The following is an 18,332-nucleotide window of genomic DNA, read 5'->3' as shown; positions in this document are numbered from 1 at the left end:
GGGGCGGCAGCTCGGTCGGTCACGGTGGACGGTGCGTCTCACAGAGCGGAACGCTCGCCTCATGCGCTCGGTGTCGCGCATCCGTTGGGTTACTCTGGGCTGCATCATGCGTTACGGGCTGCTTCTTCTTAGCTGCCGCGGCGAGGGCCCGAGTTGATCGAGGCCGACTCCCTCGCCGCGGGGGTGGGTGCTGCGCGTTCGTAGATCTGTGCAGCTCGTCGGCCGCCTCTCGGAGCGACAGACGCCACAGGAGACGAACCCACCATGACCCAGCAGCCCTTCAACGAGCGCCCCACGCCGATCACCGCCGCGACCGTGCGTCAGCAGCCCTCGGGGATGCCGTTCCAGCGCTACGTACCCTTCGGCACCGTCGACCTGCCGGACCGCACCTGGCCGAGCAAGGTCATCACCAAGGCCCCGCGCTGGCTGTCCACCGACCTGCGGGACGGCAACCAGGCCCTGATCGACCCGATGTCGCCGGCGCGCAAGCGGGCCATGTTCGACCTGCTGGTCAAGCTGGGCTACAAGGAGATCGAGGTCGGCTTCCCCTCCTCCGGCGCCACCGACTTCGACTTCGTGCGCTCCATCATCGAGGAGGGCGCGATCCCCGAGGACGTGACCATCTCCGTCCTGACCCAGGCCCGCGAGGAGCTGATCGAGCGCACCGTGGAGTCGCTGCGCGGCGCGCCCCGGGCGACGGTCCACCTGTACAACGCCACCTCGCCGCTGTTCCGCCGGGTGGTCTTCCACGCCTCCAAGGACGAGATCAAGCAGATCGCCGTCGACGGCACCCGCCTGGTCATGGAGTACGCCGAGAAGATCCTGGGCGATGACACGGTCTTCGGCTACCAGTACTCGCCGGAGATCTTCATCGACACCGAGCTGGACTTCGCGCTGGACGTCTGCGAGGGCGTCATGGACGTCTGGCAGCCGGGCGAGGGCCGCGAGATCATCCTGAACCTGCCGACCACGGTCGAGCGCTCCACGCCGAACGTCTACGCCGACAAGATCGAGTGGATGTCGCGCAACCTGTCGCGCCGCGAGTTCGTCGCGCTGTCCACGCACCCGCACAACGACCGCGGCACGGGCGTCGCCTCCGCCGAGCTGGCCGTGATGGCCGGCGCCGACCGCGTCGAGGGGTGTCTGTTCGGGCAGGGCGAACGAACCGGCAACCTGGACCTGGTCAATGTCGCGCTGAACCTGTTCTCGCAGGGCGTCGACCCCGAGGTCGACCTGTCGCAGATCGACGAGATCCGGCGCACCTGGGAGTACTGCAACCAGATGACGATCGCCGAGCGCCACCCCTACGTCGGCGACCTGGTCTACACGTCCTTCTCCGGTTCGCACCAGGACGCGATCAAGAAGGGCTTCGACGCGCTGGAGGCCGACGCCAAGGCGGCGGGCCACCCGGTCGAGGAGCACACCTGGGGCGTCCCGTACCTGCCGATCGACCCGAAGGACCTGGGCCGCTCGTACGAGGCGGTCATCCGGGTCAACAGCCAGTCGGGCAAGGGCGGCGTCTCCTACGTCCTGAAGAACGACCACAGCCTGGACCTGCCGCGCCGGATGCAGATCGAGTTCTCGAAGATCATCCAGGCCAAGACGGACGCCGAGGGCGGCGAGGTCACCCCGACGCAGATCTGGGACTCCTTCGAGAACGAGTACCTGCCCACCCCGGCGACCCCCTGGGGCCGGATCCAGCTGCGCTCGCACCAGGCGTCCTCGACGGCGGACGGCACCGACACCATCACCGTGGACGTGACCGTCGACGGCGCGGACACCACCCTGTCCGGCACGGGCAACGGCCCGGCCGACGCGTTCGTCGCCGCGCTGGCGCAGATCGGCGTCGACGTGCGGGTCCTGGACTACGCCGAGCACACCATGAGCCAGGGCGCGGACGCGCACGCCGCGGCGTACTGGGAGTGCGCGGTCGACGGCAAGGTCGTCTGGGGCGTCGGCATGGACACCAGCATCGTCCGCGCCTCCATCAAGGCCATCGTCTCCGCGGTCAACCGCGCGCAGCGGTAGTCACTAGGGGGAAGTTGCACCACCTCAGGGGGCGCGGGGAACTGCACGAGCAACCACCGACATGCGGATGGCCCTGCTCGTTCGGCGAGTCACCACACCGGGTGGCTTGTCGCGCAGTTCCCCGCGCCCCTGGACAGTGCATGGCCGGGGTACTGACAGGTCGTCATCCGCGTGGCAGCATCTTTGGTCAACCGACATCGAGGTCGGCCGACGCAGTCGGGAGCGCGCCGTGACGCACGTGGTCGCTGTCCAAGCCCGGTGGCACACCGAGCTTCTTGGGGAGTTCTACTGCCTCGCCTGCGGAGGCGACCGCAACTACCGCAGACAGCGCGGGCGCAACTGGCTGCGGGTGGCGGGGATCCCGCTGCTGCCGCTGCGGCGGGCCGCCGCGACGCTGCAGTGCACCTCGTGCCGGGCGCGCTACGGGCTGGACGCCCTGGCGCATCCGACCTCCGGCCATCTGCTGTCCATGCTGCGCAACGCGCACCACGCCGTCGCGCTCGCGGTCCTGGCCGCGTCCGGCGGCGTCTCCGCCGCGCCCGCGGTGCGGGACGCGGCGTTGGCCGGGCTGCGCGACGCGGGTTTCACGGACCTCGACGCGGACGGACTGCTGGCCGCGTTGGCGGAGACGGCCGGGGCCGCCGACGCGCCCAGGGCCGAGGACCAGGACGAGGACCACGAGGGGGACGAGGGGATCGACCCGCTCGGCGAACTCTGCGGCTGCGGCAGCGCCCTGGTCGTCGAGCTGCACACCGCGATCGAGCCGCTCGCGCCGCACCTGCTCGGTCCGGGGCTGACCCGGCTGCTGACCCAGGGCGCGGTGATCGCGCTCGCCGACGGGCCCTACCGGCCCGCCGAGCGGGCCACGCTGCGGGCGGTCGGGCAGTGCCTCGGGCTGGGCAGCGACGAGATCGACGCCACCCTGGCCGCCGCCGCCCGGACCCCGCGTTCCTGAGCCGGACGGACTTGGACCGGCAGACCTCAACCGGGGACCTGAACCGGAGACCTGAACCGGAGACCTCAACCGGAGACCTCAACCGGGGACCTGAACCGGCGGACCCCCGACAGGGGCCAGAATGGTCCCATGAGTCTGATCCGGGATGACGGTGTGGTGCTGCGCACCCAGAAACTGGGCGAGGCGGACCGGATCATCACCCTGTTGACCCGGGAGCACGGCCGGGTCCGCGCCGTCGCGCGCGGCGTGCGCAAGACCAAGTCGAAGTTCGGCGCCCGGCTGGAGCCGTGCAGCCATGTCGACGTGCAGTTCTTCGCCCGCGGCGACGAGCTGGTCGGTCGGCATCTGGCGCTCTGCACGCAGGTCGAGACGATCGCGCCCTACGGTGCCCGGATAGCCGTGGACTACGACCGGTGGACCGCCGCGTCGGCCATGCTGGAGACCGCCGAGCGGTTCACCGAGAACGAGGGCGAGCCCGCGGTCCAGCAGTACCTGCTGCTGATCGGCGCGCTGCGGACCCTGGCCGGTGCGGAGCACGAGCCGCACCTGGTGCTGGACGCGTTCCTGCTGCGCTCGCTCGCGGTCAACGGCTACGCGCCCTCCTTCGACGCGTGCGCCAAGTGCGGCCTTCCCGGGCCGAATCGGTTCTTCTCGGTACAGACCGGTGGTTCGCTGTGCGGTGACTGCCGGGTACCGGGGAGTGTCGTACCCTCCCCTGAGACACTGGAGCTGCTAGGCGCGCTGCTGTCCGGCGACTGGGAGACTGCGGACGCGTGTGAGCCGCGTCACCGGCGCGAGGGCAGCGGCCTGGTCGCCGCCTACGTCCAGTGGCACCTGGAGCGGGGTCTGCGTTCCCTCAGGTACGTGGCCCACTAGCAAGCAGACCCAGCGGTCGCCACTGACCCAGCGGTCACGGCAGACCCAGAAGTGCAGACCCAGAAGACTGAGAAGAAGCAGGGGCACATGGCTACGGCACGGCGCGGACTCTTCGGCAGCAGGCGGACCCGGGAGTACCTCCCGCCCACCCCGCACCCGAGTGGTGCCCAGCCGCCCAAGATCCCGGGAGAGCTGGTTCCGGAGCACGTCGCCATCGTGATGGACGGCAACGGGCGCTGGGCCAAGGAGCGCGGCCTGCCGCGCACGGAGGGGCACAAGGTCGGCGAGGCCGTCGTCCTCGACGTGCTCAAGGGCTGCCTGGAGCTGGGGGTCAAGAACCTCTCGCTCTACGCGTTCTCCACCGAGAACTGGAAGCGCTCGCCCGACGAGGTCCGCTTCCTGATGAACTTCAACCGCGACGTCATCCACCGCCGCCGCGACGAGATGAACGACATGGGCATCCGGATCCGCTGGGCCGGCCGGATGCCGAAGCTGTGGAAGTCGGTGGTCCAGGAACTCCAGGTCGCCGAGGAGCTGACCCGCGACAACGACGCCATGACGCTGTACATGTGCGTCAACTACGGCGGTCGCGCCGAGATCGCGGACGCGGCGGCGGCGCTGGCCAAGGACGTCGCCGAGGGGCGGTTGGACCCGTCCAAGGTCAACGAGAAGACCTTCGCCCGCTACATGTACCACCGCGACATGCCGGACGTGGACCTCTTCATCCGCCCGAGCGGTGAGCAGCGCACGTCCAACTTCCTGATCTGGCAGTCCGCCTACGCCGAGATGGTGTTCCAGGACGTGCTCTGGCCGGACTTCGACCGCCGCGACCTGTGGCGGGCCTGCGAGGAGTTCGCGATGCGCGACCGCCGTTACGGCGGGGCGCTGCCGAACGCGGTCCCGGGTCCGGCCGCGGGCGAGCTGGCGAACGTTCCGGCTCAGGCCTCGGAAGACGCCTGAGTCGAGGCCGCCTCGGCCTGCGCCGCGCAGCCGGCGCAGGTGCCGAAGATCTCCAGGGTGTGGGCCACGTCGACGAAGCCGTGGTCGGCGGCCACGCCCTCGGCCCAGCGCTCCACCGCCGGGCCCTCCACCTCGACCGTCCGGCCGCAGGAGCGGCAGACCAGGTGGTGGTGGTGACCGCTGCTGCACCGGCGGTAGACAGCCTCACCGTCGTCGGTGCGCAGCACGTCGATCTCCCCGGCGTCGGCGAGCGACTGCAGGGTGCGGTAGACGGTGGTCAGGCCGACCGAGTCGCCCCGGTGCTTGAGCAGGTCGTGCAGCTCCTGCGCGCTGCGGAAGTCGTCGATCTCCGCGAGCAGCGAGGCAACGGCGGTGCGCTGACGGGTCGACCGGGCGGGGGACGACGTGTTCGCGGGGGTCACCGGCTCTCCTGCGGCTCTCGAACGGATGGGCGGGAAGGGAAACGGGGTGGGCAGGGCGGCTCCACGGAGTCTCCCCGCCGCCATTCTGCCAGTTCGGGCCGTCGACAGCGCCGTACCTGCGGATGAGGCGGCGTCCCCGAGCCGCCCGTCGGCTGGAAATCTCCCCCGCGAACGCGCGACCATCGATGTGAAACGTCCCCCGCGAGGGCCGGTAGCCTGTGGTATCCGCGTGCATGGAAATCCATCCTTGACCGCCTTCGTCGTACCTGAAGAGAGCACTGTGGCCGCCGACAAGATCGACACCATCGTCAGCCTGAGCAAGCGCCGTGGCTTCGTCTACCCCTGCAGTGAGATCTACGGCGGTCAGCGTGCCGCCTGGGACTACGGGCCGCTGGGCGTGGAGCTCAAGGAGAACATCAAGCGTCAGTGGTGGCGTGCGATGGTCACTGGGCGTGAGGACGTGGTGGGTCTGGACTCCTCGGTGATCCTGGCCCGCGAGGTCTGGGAGGCCTCCGGCCACGTCGCCACCTTCAACGACCCGCTGACCGAGTGCACCTCCTGCCACAAGCGCTACCGCGCCGACCACCTGGAGGAGGCGTACGAGGCCAAGCACGGCCGCCTGCCCGCCAACGGCCTGGCCGACGTGAACTGCCCGAACTGCGGCACCAAGGGCCAGTTCACCGAGCCCAAGCAGTTCTCCGGCATGCTGAAGACCCACCTCGGTGTGACCGAGGACGCCTCCGGCCTGGCGTACCTGCGCCCGGAGACCGCGCAGGGCATCTTCATCAACTTCGCCGCCGTGCAGACCACCTCGCGCAAGAAGCCGCCGTTCGGCATCGCCCAGACCGGCAAGTCCTTCCGCAACGAGATCACGCCGGGCAACTTCATCTTCCGCACGCGTGAGTTCGAGCAGATGGAGATGGAGTTCTTCGTCAAGCCGGGCGAGGACGAGAAGTGGCACGAGTACTGGCTGCAGGAGCGCTGGGACTGGTACACCGGCCTCGGCCTGCGCGAGGAGAACATCCGCTTCTACGAGCACGCCAAGGAGAAGCTGTCCCACTACGCCAAGCGCACGGTGGACATCGAGTACCGCTTCAACTTCGGCGGCAACGAGTTCGGTGAGCTGGAGGGCATCGCCAACCGCACGGACTACGACCTGGCCTCGCACAGCGAGGCCTCCGGCGTCGACCTCAAGTACTTCGACCAGGACGCCGGCGAGCGCTGGTACCCGTACGTCATCGAGCCGGCCGCCGGTGTGAACCGCGCCATGCTCGCCTTCATGATCGACGCCTACCGCGAGGACGAGGCGCCGAACGCGAAGGGCGTCATGGAGAAGCGCGTCGTCATGCGCCTCGACCCGCGCCTGGCCCCGGTCAAGGTCGCGGTCCTGCCGCTGTCCCGCAACGCCGACCTCTCCCCGAAGGCGCGCGGCCTGGCGGCCGACCTGCGCAAGCTCTGGAACGTCGAGTTCGACGACGCCGGCGCGATCGGGCGTCGTTACCGCCGCCAGGACGAGATCGGCACGCCGTTCTGCATCACCGTCGACTTCGACACCCTCGAGGACAACGCGGTGACCATTCGCGAGCGCGACACCATGGAGCAGACGCGAGTGTCGCTCGACCAGGTCCAGCAGTTCCTCGCTCCGCGCCTGATCGGCTGCTGACCCGTTTCGCTGAGAGGTAGCTGCACTACCTCAGGGGCGCGGGGCTGGGGCTTGTGCTCCGGCAGGTAGTTGCACTGTCAGGGGCGGGGGGGGCCGGCCGGCACCCCCCCCCGGGGGGGGGGGGGCCCCGCGGGGGGGGCCCCCCCCCCCGGGGGGGGGGGGGGGGGGGCCCCCCCCCCCCCGCCCCTGAGGTGCATGGCTGCTCGCCTGCAGAATCCCCGCGCCCCTTGGTCGCTACCGCGACCAGCCTGCGCGGACCCGCAGCACGTCCCTCGTGCCGTCGGGCGCCGTGGCGGAAACGCGATCCGCGACGCATGGAGCACCGAGCGCGAGCCAGAAGCGGCCCGCCGTCGTGACCGCCTCGACCTCCGTCGCCTGCCGACCACCCCGCGTGAAGCGGACCTGCGGGGCCTCGCCGTCAGGCGACAGGTACCCCCAGGCCAGGACCGAGCGGGTGCCGTCGCGTTCGCCGCGGCGAGCCCCGCGCAACAGGCGTGGGGCGAGCGCGGATTCGACCATCACGTCGACCAACAGGCCGTTGTTGTAGACCTCCAGCGCCCGGCGTCCGCGCGTGCCGCGCGCGAAGTGGACCGACCAGGGGGAGTCGAGCAGGCGCAGGCCGCGGAACTCCAGGTCCAGCGCGCTGAGCTCGGAGCCGCTCACGGTGCCCTCCCGCCGTCCGGCGCCGGATCGGTTCCGGCGACGAACTCCACAGTGGCGGAGCAAGGTTGCCGACGCGGTAGGGCGCGGCACCGAATCAGGGGTGGTGCCAGGTACACCCTGAGACGGTCTCAGGGTTCAGCGCGCCCGGCGATCTTCGCCCTCTAACCTGGGCGCATGCCATTCCTCACGGCGGTCCGCCGGGCCTTCGCCCCCTACGGGCGTCAGGGTCTGCGCGACATCGCCTTCCTCGCGACGTCGGTGCCGCTGGCCCTCCTGCCGGTGACCGTCCTGATGAGCGGGACGGTCACCTGGACCCTGGTCGTCGTGTCGGCGCTGGTGCTGGTGGTGCTGCCGTGGCTGACCCAGGTTCAGCGCAGCCGCTTCGTCTCGCTGCTACAGCTGGAGATCCCGGTCATACCCGCGCCCCGGCCGCGCTGGCGGTGGCTGATCGCGGAGACGACCTGGCGTCAACTGCTCTACCACGTGGTGGTCAACGCCCTGGTGGCCGCCTACGCGCTGGGGCTGCTCTTCGTCTGGTCCGCCGGGCTGGTGCTGGTGAGCGTCCCCGCCTGGTTCTGGGCGGTCCCCAGCGGAAGCACCATGCTGCTGGACACCTACGGCATGTCCGTCGCCGTCACGGTCGGGGCCGTCGCGCTGCTGCTGGTGCCCTGGCTGGCACTGCTCGGGCGGTGGGCGGACACGCGGGCAGCGGCCAGACTGCTCGGCCCGAACCGGGTGCGGGAGTTGGCCCGCCGGGTCGAGGACCTGGCCGAGAGCCGGGCCGAGGTCGTCGACGCCGCCGACGCCGAACGCCGCCGGATCGAACGCGACCTGCACGACGGCGCGCAGCAGCGGCTGGTCTCGCTCGCGATGAACCTCGGCCTGGCCCGCCGGACGCTGAAGAACCTGCCGCCACAGGAGCAGGCCGTGCAGGCGATGACCGTGATCGACGAGGCGCACGACGAGGCGCAGGCCGCGATCGCCGAACTGCGCGACCTGGTCCGCGGCCTGCACCCGGTGGTGCTGGAGGACCGCGGCCTGGACGCGGCGCTCTCCGGGATCGCCGCACGGGCGCCGCTGCCGGTCCGGCTGGACGTCCGGATGGAGCGCCGGGCCGCACCCGCGGTGGAGGCGGTCGCGTACTTCGTGGTCTCGGAGGCACTGGCCAACATCGCCAAGCACGCCCAGGCCTCGCGGGCGGAGGTCACCGTGCGCGAGGGCGCCCTCGCCGGGGCGGGCAGAAGGAACAATGAGCCGGGTCTGATCATCACCGTGGTCGACGACGGCGTGGGCGGGGCGGACCCGGCCAAGGGGACCGGACTGGTCGGACTGCGCCAGCGCGCCGCGTCGGTGGACGGGAACCTGCAGATCACCAGCCCCCTCGGGGGCCCGACGACGCTGATAGTGGAGCTGCCGTGCGCGCTGTAATCGCCGAGGATTCCGTCCTGCTCCGGGCCGGGCTGGTCAAGGTGCTGGAGGCGGTGGGCTACACCGTCGTCGCCGCCGTCAACGACGCCGAGGAGCTGCTGGCGGCGGTCGACGCGCACAAGCCCGACGTGGTGGTCACGGACGTGCGGATGCCGCCGGGCTTCACCGACGAGGGGGTGCGGGCGGCCCTGCTGATCCGCCGTCAGCACCCAGAGGTGGCCGTGCTGTTGCTCTCCCAGTACGTCGAGGAGCGTTACGCGGCCGACCTGCTGACCGGCAACAACCGCGGTGTGGGCTATCTGCTCAAGGAGCGGGTGGCCAACGTCGACGACTTCCTCGACGCGCTGGAGCGCGTCGCCGCGGGCGGTACGGCGCTGGACCCCGAGGTGGTGTCGCAGCTGCTGCTGCGCCGCCAGAGCGGACCGCTCGACCAGCTGACGCCGCGCGAGCGGGAGGTGCTGGCGCTGATGGCGGAGGGCCGCTCCAACCAGGCGATCGCACAGGGGCTGGTGGTCAGCGAGAGCGCGGTGGCCAAGCACATCAACAACATCTTCATGAAGCTCGGGCTGGCCCCGACGGACGGCGAGCACCGTCGGGTGAAGGCCGTGCTCCGCTTCCTGGAGTCGGAGGAGGGCTCGTGACCCGGCGCAGGGGCCTCTGGTACGGGCTGGCGGCAGTCGTCGTGATGGTCGTGGTCCCGTTCTCGGCGAGTGGCGTGGTCGCCTGGCTGGTGCAGCAGCAGGCGGTCGGCACCCACGGCTACGCGCACGCCCGGATCAGCGACGTCGAGGTCGTCGCCCCGTCAGCGACGGTCCGGATCCACGCGGTGCCCGCCGGGCAGGAAGCGGTCACCTCGACGCTCCAGTGGGTGAGCTCCCGACCGGACGTGTACCAGCAGTTCAATCCGCGTACCGGCACGCTGAGCCTGAGCTACCGCTGCAACGGGCTGAAGTTCCTCTCCGGCGTCGGGTGCAACGTCGCCCTGGACATCGCGGCGCCGGCGCAGGCCTCGGTGCACGTGATCAGCGACTCGGGCGCGACCACGGTGACCGGCATGGCCGGACCGGTCAGCGTGTCGACCACCTCGGGGTCGATCACCCTGCAGGGTGTCTCCGGCCCGGTCACGGCCAAGGCGGACAGCGGGTACATCGAGGGCGACAACCTGCTCGCAAGGACCGTCGCGGCCACGGCCTTCTCGGGCTCGATCGACCTGGACTTCGCCGCCCCGCCCGACTCCGTCACGGCCGGAGTGGACTCGGGCGCGGTGGACGTCGAACTGCCGCGCGGCACGCAGTACCGGGTCCAGGCGAGCAGCAACGACGGCGGCGGCGTCAACGTGGACCCCGGACTCGCCTCCGCCTCCGCCAAGGGCACCATCACCGCGACGGCGACCAGCGGCGCGGTGGACATCGGCTACCGCCACCAGGGGAGTGACCAGCCGAGTTCCCAGCTGACGCCTACCGGAGCAGCAACCGCTGCCGCGCCTCCATCAGGGCAAAGCCGAGCAGGTTGAGGCCGCGCCAGCGGTCGGGGTCGGCGGCGGCGTCGTCGGTGGCGGCGAGCCCGATGCCCCAGACCCGGTCCACCGGGCTGGCCTCGACCAGCACCCGGTTGCCCGTGCCGAGCAGGTACGTGCGCAGCGCCTCGTCCTGGCCGAACTTGGCGACATTGCCGCGCACCACCAGCTCGAACCTCTCGGCGGCCCAGCGCTCCTCGTCGAAGCCGGAGACCGTGCGGCCCAGCACCTTGGCCTCGGCCGGGGTGCGGGCCGCGAGTATCGCAGGCACCGACGCCTCGTCACCGAAGAGGCGGGCCTTGGCCGCCATCATCCAGTGCTCGGCACTGCGGTACTCGACGCCGTCGACGGTGAAGCTGCACGGCCACCACTGACTCAGCGACCCCGGCCCGACGGAACCGTCCTTCTGCGGTTGATGCCCCCAGAACATCAACCACTTGGGACGGGCTCCCGCCGCGACCAGGGCCGCCAGCTGCTCCCGGCTACGGGCTCGTGCCGGGTGGTCCTGAGCAGGGTGTTCGCTGGCCTGGATCTCCTTGGCGTTCATGGGAGAGATCCTGGCAGCCCCCACTGACACATCGCCATGAGTTATCCACAGGGCTCACCCCGCTCACCCGACCTTGCGCGGCAACCGCGTCGACAGGGCGATGACCACGAAGGTCGCCACGAATTGCAGGCCGAGCACCAGGGCCAGCGCGTCGTGCATCCCCATCGAGGGGGAGAGGGAGAGGAAGAGCGTCCCCAGCGTCGCGACGCCCAGGGCCAGCGAGGACTGCTGGGTGGTGGCCAGGATGCCGCCGCCCACACCCGCCCGCTCCAGCGGGACCTGACTCAGCACCAGCCGGATAAGCGGCGGCATGACCAGACCCTGTCCGGTGCCGGCGATCGCCATGCCGGGCAGCAGCGTCCACGGGCTCAGGCCGTTCCAGTCCTGGAACACCGTCAGCGTCAGCACGGCCAGACCGATCGCCTGGATCACCGCGCCGGTGACGATCACCCGGGAGCCGAACCGGGCCAGCAGTCGCGGGCCGGCCAGCGAGGCGGCGAAGAAGCCGGTCGCCATCGGGACCATGGCCAGGCCGGACGCGATCGGGCCCTCGTGCAGGCCCACCTGGAGGGCGACGGCCATCACCATCATGAAGCCGCCGAAGCCGGTGAAGAAGGGGACGGCCATGGTCAGGCCCACGCGCAGACCGCGCACCCGAAGCAGCGACATCGGGACCAGCGGCACCTGCCCGGCCCGCTCGCCGCGCCGCTCGACCAGCACGAAGGCGGTCAGCAGGAAGGGGAACAGGGCCAGCATCACCCAGGTCCACACGGGCCAGCCGAGCGAACGGCCCTCCATCAGCGGGACCAGCAGCGCCAGCAGCGCCGCGCCCAGCAGCACGGTGCCGGGGACGTCCACGCGGGCCGGGTTGGCCGAGCGGGTCTCCGGGATGGCGCGGAACGAGAGCAGCACCGCCGCCAGCGCGAACGGGACGTTGACCAGGAAGATGAACCGCCAGCCGGTGCCGAACAGGTTGGCCGACAGCAGCACGCCACCCAGCACCTGACCGATCACCACGGCGATGCCGCCGACGGCGCCGTAGATGCCCATGGCCTTGGCCTTGCGCTCGCCCTCGGTGGCGGCCTGGATGGTGGCCAGCGCCTGCGGCAGCATCAGCGCGGCGGACGCGCCCTGCGCGACGCGGGCGGCGACCAGGGCCAGCGCGGTGGGCGCCACTCCGCAAGCCAGCGAGGTGAGGCCGAAGAGCAGTGCGCCCGCGACGAACAGCTTCTTGCGGCCGTAGAGGTCACCGAGGCGCCCGCCCAGGACCAGCAGCACCGCGTAGGCGATGCCGTAGCCCGCGACGAAGAGTTCCAGGGTCGCCGGTCCGGCCGACAGGTCGTGGTCGATGGTCGGCAGGGCGACGTTGACGATGAAGAAGTCCAGCATCGGCAGGAACGCGCCGAGCAGGACGGTGACCAGGCCCAGCGTGCTCAGCCGCGGGTGCGCGGCGGCGACGGGGCGGTCGGGAGCAGCGGTCTGGATCGGCCCGAAGGCTCGGGTCTGCTGGGGTGTGGTGTGGATGCTCACGGGGACTACTGTCCGCTTCCCTATAACCTGGTACCAGGGTCTGCTTATCCTGGTACTCGGAGTACCTGGCAACGGGATGAACAGGGGCGCATCCTGGAATACATGAGTACCGCACCTGCGTCCAGCCTGGAACTCGTCCACAGCCTCGTCCCGACGCGCGCCAAGCCCGACGAGCTGCGTCGCCGCGAGCTCGGCGCGTTCCTGCGCAGCCGACGCGAGCGCATCTCGCCCGAGCAGGTCGGCCTGCCCAGCATCGGCCGCCGCCGCACGCCGGGACTGCGCCGCGAGGAGGTCGCGCAGCTCGCCGCCGTCGGGGTGACCTGGTACACGTGGCTGGAGCAGGCGCGCGACATCCAGGTCTCGGCCCAGGTGCTCGACGCGATCGCGCGCGGGCTGCTGCTGGACCGGGTGGAGCGGGAGCACCTGTTCTCGCTGGCCGGTACCTCCGACCCGAACAGCGTGCCCAGGGAGTGCCCGGTGGTCACCCCGCCGGTCCGCGCGGTGCTCGAGCAGCTCTCGCCGATGCCGGCGGTGGTGCTGAACGCACGGTTCGACATCATCGGCTTCAACGACGTCTACTCCGCGCTCTGCGGCGGCCTGGACCGGTTCGAGCCGGAGGCGCTCAACCTCCTGTGGCTGGCCTTCACGGATCCCGGCTGGCGCACGCTGCTGGTCGACTGGGAGGCTGCGGCGCGCGGCATGACCGCCAAGTTCCGGGTCGCGCTGGCCGAGCACGTGGCCGAACCCAAGTACAAGTCGCTGCTCAAGCGCCTGCAGCTGGCCTCCCCCGAGTTCGCGGCGGCGTGGGAGCACCACGACGTCACCGGCACCGCCGAGGGCACCAAGCGGTTCCTCCACCCCGAGGTCGGGCTGCTGAATTTCGAGTACACCAACCTCTGGCTGGGCCCGCGTCCCGGCTACCGCATGATCACCTACGTTCCGGCGGACCCGGTGACCAAGGAGCGCGTGGCGCAGCTGGCCGCTTCGGTGGGCTCCGAGCGGGTGGGACAATAGGGGTTCTGCCTGTCGCCGCTCGACCGAAGGACTTCCGGATGACCACGCCCGCCCCCGATGCCGTCACCGCTGTAGCGCCGCTGCGCCTCGGCTCGGCGCTGACGGTCTGGCCCCCGGTCGTGCTCGCACCCATGGCGGGGATCACCAACGCCCCGTTCCGCACGCTGTGCCGGGAGCAGAGCGGAGGCAAGGGCCTCTTCGTCTCGGAGATGATCACCACCCGGGCACTGGTCGAGCGGAACGCCAAGACCATGCAGCTGATCCACTTCGACCCGAGCGAGCAGCCCCGGTCGATCCAGCTCTACGGCGTCGACCCGGAGACCGTCGGCCGCGCGGCGAAGATGATCGCCGAGGAGGACCTGGCCGACCACATCGACCTCAACTTCGGTTGCCCGGTCCCCAAGGTGACTCGCAAGGGCGGCGGTTCGGCGCTGCCGTACAAGCGGAACCTGCTGCGCGACATCCTGCGCCAGGCGGTGGGCAACGCGGGCGACCTGCCGGTCACCATGAAGATGCGGGTCGGCATCGACGACGACCACATCACCTACCTGGACGCCGGCCGGATCGGCGCGGAGGAGGGCGTGGCCGCGATCGCCCTGCACGGGCGCACCGCCATCCAGCACTACAGCGGCCAGGCCGACTGGTCCGCCATCGCCCGGCTGCGCGAGACCGTGCCGGACCACGTGCCGGTGCTGGGCAACGGCGACATCTGGTCGGCGGACGACGCGGTCCGGATGGTCCGCGAGACCGGCTGCGACGGCGTGGTCGTCGGCCGCGGCTGCCTGGGGCGGCCGTGGCTCTTCAAGGAGCTGGTCAGCGTCTTCGAGGGTCAGGTCGACTACGCCCGCCCGGACTTCGGCTATGTGGCGCGGACGATGCTCCGCCACGCCGAGCTGCTGGGGGAGTGGCTGGGGGACGAGAAGCGCGGCGTCGTCGACTTCCGCAAGCACGTCGCCTGGTACACCAAGGGCTTCTCGGTCGGCTCCGAGCTGCGCAACGCGCTGGCCACCACCTCCTCGCTCAGCGAGCTGGAGGAGCACCTGAGCCGGATCGACCAGGACCAGCCGTGGCCGGACAGCGCCGACGGCCCCCGCGGCCGTACCTCGGGCGCGGCCCGGGTGGTGCTGCCGGAGGGCTGGCTGGACGACCCGTACGACTGCGCGGTGCCGTCGGCGGAGGCCGAGCTCGACACCTCCGGCGGCTGAGCGCCCCACTCGCCTCACGGGTCCCGCCTCACGGATCCCGCCTCATGGATCCCACGGATCCCGTCCCCTGCCCGTCTCCTGCGTCACGGCTCCGCCACCGAGCGTGGACATGTCGCGACGGATGGTGAGACCGGCTACGCACGAGGGGTGAGACGGGAGCCGTCGCGGCGCGTGACTCCGGCCACATTCGTCGTCACTTTGCGTCAGAAGGACGTAAAACTGCAGGTGGCAAGGGTCGTGAAACGCTTCCCGAACGTGCCGCGGCCGGTGATCGGCCTGTTGTCTCCAGAGGATTGACCCAAGGAAACGCCGCCGTAGCGCACGGTGTCTGTCCGATGGCCCAAAGATGACAAGGGTGCGACCTTGTGTTCAACCTTTGAAGACGAGCTAGCGTCAGGGCGACGATTTAACTTTCGCAGGCGAAGCCCGATTCCGGGGTTTCGATCTCGTGGGTTACCCATTGGTACGAGACCCTGACGGCCTAGTGGGGGCAGCCAACCGCCTTTGATCTGGGTATGTTCTCCGGCGTCAGGGCAACCGTGCGGCAGGAGACCCTCTCGTGGCCACCAAGGACACGCTCACCAAATTCGTCTTTGATTTCACCGAGGGCAACAGGGACCTCAAGGACCTTCTCGGCGGCAAGGGCGCGAACCTCGCTGAGATGACCAACCTCGGCCTTCCCGTCCCTCCGGGATTCACCATCACCACCGAGGCCTGCAAGGTCTACCTGGAGACCGGCTCCGAGCCGGCCCCGCTGCGCGACGAGGTGAGTGCACACCTCAAGGCGCTCGAGGCCACCATGGGCAAGAAGCTCGGCAACGCGACCGACCCGCTGCTGGTGTCGGTGCGTTCGGGCGCGAAGTTCTCCATGCCCGGAATGATGGACACCGTCCTCAACATCGGGCTCTCCGACTCCTCGGTGAAGGGCCTGGTCAAGCAGTCCGGCAACGAGCGCTTCGCGTGGGACTCCTACCGTCGCCTCGTCCAGATGTTCGGCAAGACCGTGCTGGGCGTCGAGGGCGAGCTCTTCGAGGAGGCGCTGGAGGACGTCAAGCGGGCCAAGGGCACGGTCAACGACCTGGACCTGGACGCGGCGGACCTCAAGGGCCTGGTCAAGACGTTCAAGAAGATCGTCAAGGACCACGCCGGGCGCGACTTCCCGCAGGACCCGCGTGAGCAGCTCGACCTGGCGATCCACGCCGTCTTCGACTCCTGGAACAGCGACCGGGCCAAGCTCTACCGCCGTCAGGAGCGCATCCCGCACGACCTGGCCACCGCGGTCAACGTCTGCTCCATGGTCTTCGGCAACCTCGGCGAGGACTCCGGCACCGGCGTCGCCTTCACCCGCGACCCCGCCTCCGGCCACCAGGGCGTCTACGGCGACTACCTGTCCAACGCCCAGGGCGAGGACGTCGTCGCCGGTATCCGCAACACGGTGTCGCTGAGCGAGCTCGAGAAGCTGGACAAGAAGTCCTACGACGAGCTCATGAACATCATGCAGACCCTGGAGAACCACTACCGGGACCTGTGCGACATCGAGTTCACCATCGAGCGCGGCAAGCTCTGGATGCTGCAGACCCGCGTCGGCAAGCGCACCGCCGCCGCCGCCTTCCGCATCGCCGTCCAGCTGGTCGACCAGGGCCTGATCGACCTGGACGAGGCGCTGCACCGCGTCAACGGCTCGCAGCTCGCCCAGCTGATGTTCCCGCGCTTCGACGAGGAGGCGAAGGTCGAGCGGATCGGCCGCGGCATCGCCGCCTCGCCGGGCGCCGCCGTGGGCAAGGCCGTCTTCGACTCCTACACCGCGGTCAAGTGGTCCCGCTCCGGCGAGAAGGTCATCCTGGTCCGTCGCGAGACCAACCCGGACGACCTCGACGGCATGATCGCCGCCCAGGGCATCCTGACCTCGCGCGGCGGCAAGACCTCGCACGCCGCCGTCGTCGCCCGAGGCATGGGCAAGACCTGTGTCTGCGGCGCCGAGGAGCTCGAGGTCGACACCAAGAAGCGCCGGTTCACCACCGCCGACGGCCGGGTCGTCGAGGAGGGCGACCTGATCTCGATCGACGGCTCCACCGGCAAGGTGTACCTCGGCGAGGTACCGGTCGTACCGAGCCCCGTCGTCGAGTACTTCGAGGGCACCCTGCACGCCGGCGCCGACGAGGAGGGCGGCCTGGTCAAGGCGGTCCACCGGATCATCTCGCACGCCGACTCGGTCCGCCGCCTGCGCGTCCGCGCCAACGCCGACAACGCCGAGGACGCGAACCGCGCCCGCCGCTACGGCGCCCAGGGCATCGGCCTGTGCCGCACCGAGCACATGTTCCTCGGTGAGGAGCGCCGCAAGGAGGTCGAGCGGCTGATCCTGGCCGACAACGACGCCGACCGCGAGGCCGCGCTCGAAGTCCTGCTGCCGCTGCAGAAGACCGACTTCGTCGAGCTCTTCACGGCCATGGACGGCCTGCCGGTGACGGTCCGTCTGCTGGACCCGCCGCTGCACGAGTTCCTGCCGGACATCACCGAGCTGTCGGTGCGCGTCGCCCTCGCCGAGGCCCGCAAGGACCCGAACGAGAACGACCTGCGCCTGCTCCAGGCCGTGCACCGGCTGCACGAGCAGAACCCGATGCTGGGTCTGCGCGGTGTCCGCCTCGGTCTGGTCATCCCCGGCCTGTTCGCGATGCAGGTCCGGGCGATCGCGGAGGCCGCGGCCGAGCGCAAGCTGGCCGGCGGCGACCCGCGTGCCGAGGTCATGATCCCGCTCGTGGGCACCGTCCAGGAGCTGGAGATAGTGCGTGACGAGGCGGAGAAGGTCCTCGCCGAGGTCCAGGCCGCCACGGGCGTCAACCTGAAGATCGCGCTCGGCACCATGATCGAGCTGCCGCGTGCCGCGGTGACCGCCGGTCAGATCGCCGAGGCCGCCGAGTTCTTCTCCTTCGGTACCAACGACCTGACCCAGACGGTCTGGGGCTTCAGCCGCGACGACGTCGAGGCCAGCTTCTTCACCGCCTACCTGGAGAAGGGCATCTTCGGGGTTTCCCCGTTCGAGACCATCGACCGGGACGGTGTGGGCGCCCTCGTCCGCAACGCCGCGATCGAGGGCCGCAAGACCCGTCCGGACCTCAAGCTCGGCGTCTGCGGCGAGCACGGCGGCGACCCGGACTCGGTCCACTTCTTCCACGAGGTCGGGCTGGACTACGTGTCCTGCTCGCCCTTCCGGATCCCGGTGGCGCGCCTGGAGGCAGGCCGCGCCGCCATCGAGACGGCGGGCAGCGACTCGCGCTGACAACCCTCACCCGGTGCGCAACCTGCCGGGTGCCAGCGCGGGGCAAACCCCCTCCGAACCACGTCCCCGTCCCCGACCAAGGATGGGTAGAGCCGAGGGACTCGGAGGGGGCTCGCTGCCCGCACCGCACGTCCCCTGCGGAGCTCGGCGCAGAGTAGCCGCAGGGGGCCCGCCGGGGGGGGGGGGGGGGGGGCCGGCCCCCCCCCCCCCCCCCCCCCCCCGAGATGTCTGGGCGGGGGGGCGGCCGG

General features: G+C 70.6%; 15 protein-coding genes. 11 read left to right on the top strand and 4 right to left on the bottom strand.

The window, feature by feature from the left end:
- Positions 1-264: 264 nt before the first annotated feature.
- From leuA to I2501_RS19835, 4 genes are all read left to right on the top strand, one after another.
- On the top strand, positions 265-2,028 hold the full coding sequence (gene leuA, locus I2501_RS19850; protein WP_196195473.1) for a 2-isopropylmalate synthase: 1,764 nt from the start codon (positions 265-267) through the stop codon (positions 2,026-2,028).
- A 229-nt stretch (positions 2,029-2,257) separates the two neighbouring features.
- Positions 2,258-2,983 (top strand): TerB family tellurite resistance protein, encoded by a 726-nt coding sequence (locus I2501_RS19845; RefSeq protein ID WP_328806495.1) that lies wholly within the window; start codon positions 2,258-2,260, stop codon positions 2,981-2,983.
- Between the two features lie 129 nt (positions 2,984-3,112).
- Positions 3,113-3,859: a DNA repair protein RecO gene (gene recO, locus I2501_RS19840; RefSeq protein ID WP_196195471.1), complete on the top strand. Its 747-nt coding sequence runs from the start codon at positions 3,113-3,115 to the stop codon at positions 3,857-3,859.
- Positions 3,860-3,946: 87 nt separating this feature from the next.
- Positions 3,947-4,819, top strand: a complete 873-nt coding sequence (locus I2501_RS19835; protein WP_196195470.1) for an isoprenyl transferase — start codon at positions 3,947-3,949, stop codon at positions 4,817-4,819.
- Here the strand turns inward: I2501_RS19835 and I2501_RS19830 are convergent.
- Complete coding sequence (locus I2501_RS19830; RefSeq protein ID WP_328806494.1) at positions 4,798-5,241, bottom strand: Fur family transcriptional regulator; 444 nt, start codon at positions 5,239-5,241, stop codon at positions 4,798-4,800. The genes I2501_RS19835 and I2501_RS19830 overlap by 22 nt on opposite strands.
- Before the next feature lie 280 nt (positions 5,242-5,521).
- On the opposite strand from I2501_RS19830, the gene I2501_RS19825 reads away from it, so the two are divergent.
- Complete coding sequence (locus I2501_RS19825) at positions 5,522-6,904, top strand: glycine--tRNA ligase (protein ID WP_196195468.1); 1,383 nt, start codon at positions 5,522-5,524, stop codon at positions 6,902-6,904.
- A gap of 234 nt (positions 6,905-7,138) precedes the next feature.
- On the opposite strand, the gene I2501_RS19820 is transcribed toward I2501_RS19825, so the two are convergent.
- A complete protein-coding gene (locus I2501_RS19820) occupies positions 7,139-7,567 on the bottom strand; it encodes a hypothetical protein (protein ID WP_196195467.1) in 429 nt (142 codons plus the stop codon).
- 174 nt (positions 7,568-7,741) lie between these two features.
- On the opposite strand from I2501_RS19820, the gene I2501_RS19815 reads away from it, so the two are divergent.
- From I2501_RS19815 to I2501_RS40280, 3 genes are read left to right on the top strand one after another with little or no spacing between them, the layout of a single operon-like run.
- Positions 7,742-8,995 (top strand): sensor histidine kinase, encoded by a 1,254-nt coding sequence (locus I2501_RS19815; RefSeq protein ID WP_196195466.1) that lies wholly within the window; start codon positions 7,742-7,744, stop codon positions 8,993-8,995.
- On the top strand, positions 8,983-9,636 hold the full coding sequence (locus I2501_RS19810) for a response regulator transcription factor (RefSeq protein WP_196195465.1): 654 nt from the start codon (positions 8,983-8,985) through the stop codon (positions 9,634-9,636). Before I2501_RS19815 ends, I2501_RS19810 begins: the two co-directional genes overlap by 13 nt.
- A complete protein-coding gene (locus I2501_RS40280) occupies positions 9,633-10,508 on the top strand; it encodes a DUF4097 family beta strand repeat-containing protein (protein ID WP_196195464.1) in 876 nt (291 codons plus the stop codon). Before I2501_RS19810 ends, I2501_RS40280 begins: the two co-directional genes overlap by 4 nt.
- On the opposite strand, the gene I2501_RS19800 is transcribed toward I2501_RS40280, so the two are convergent.
- Together I2501_RS19800 and I2501_RS19795 are read right to left on the bottom strand one after the other, a co-directional pair.
- Positions 10,453-11,058: an NADAR family protein gene (locus tag I2501_RS19800; RefSeq protein WP_196195463.1), complete on the bottom strand. Its 606-nt coding sequence runs from the start codon at positions 11,056-11,058 to the stop codon at positions 10,453-10,455. The genes I2501_RS40280 and I2501_RS19800 overlap by 56 nt on opposite strands.
- Before the next feature lie 63 nt (positions 11,059-11,121).
- Entirely contained in the window at positions 11,122-12,588 is a 1,467-nt protein-coding gene (locus I2501_RS19795) for an MFS transporter (protein WP_408022756.1), read from the bottom strand.
- 102 nt (positions 12,589-12,690) lie between these two features.
- Here I2501_RS19795 and I2501_RS19790 point away from each other — a divergent pair, with 102 nt between their 5' ends.
- The 3 genes from I2501_RS19790 (at position 12,691) to ppdK (ending at position 18,084) form a co-directional block, all read left to right on the top strand.
- Positions 12,691-13,602, top strand: coding sequence for a helix-turn-helix transcriptional regulator (locus tag I2501_RS19790; RefSeq protein ID WP_196195462.1), 912 nt, complete (start codon positions 12,691-12,693; stop codon positions 13,600-13,602).
- 38 nt (positions 13,603-13,640) lie between these two features.
- The gene (dusB, locus tag I2501_RS19785) at positions 13,641-14,807 is read left to right on the top strand and encodes a tRNA dihydrouridine synthase DusB (protein ID WP_196195461.1); all 1,167 of its coding nucleotides are present in this window, start codon (positions 13,641-13,643) and stop codon (positions 14,805-14,807) included.
- Positions 14,808-15,366: 559 nt separating this feature from the next.
- On the top strand, positions 15,367-18,084 hold the full coding sequence (gene ppdK / locus I2501_RS19780; RefSeq protein WP_196195460.1) for a pyruvate, phosphate dikinase: 2,718 nt from the start codon (positions 15,367-15,369) through the stop codon (positions 18,082-18,084).
- Positions 18,085-18,332: the final 248 nt, after the last annotated feature.

It is taken from the genome of Streptacidiphilus fuscans, assembly GCF_015690355.1.
GTDB classification, from domain to species: Bacteria; Actinomycetota; Actinomycetes; order Streptomycetales; family Streptomycetaceae; genus Streptacidiphilus; species Streptacidiphilus fuscans.
The sequence above is the reverse complement of the archived record's forward strand: the minus strand, read 5'-3'. Positions and strand labels throughout refer to the sequence as shown.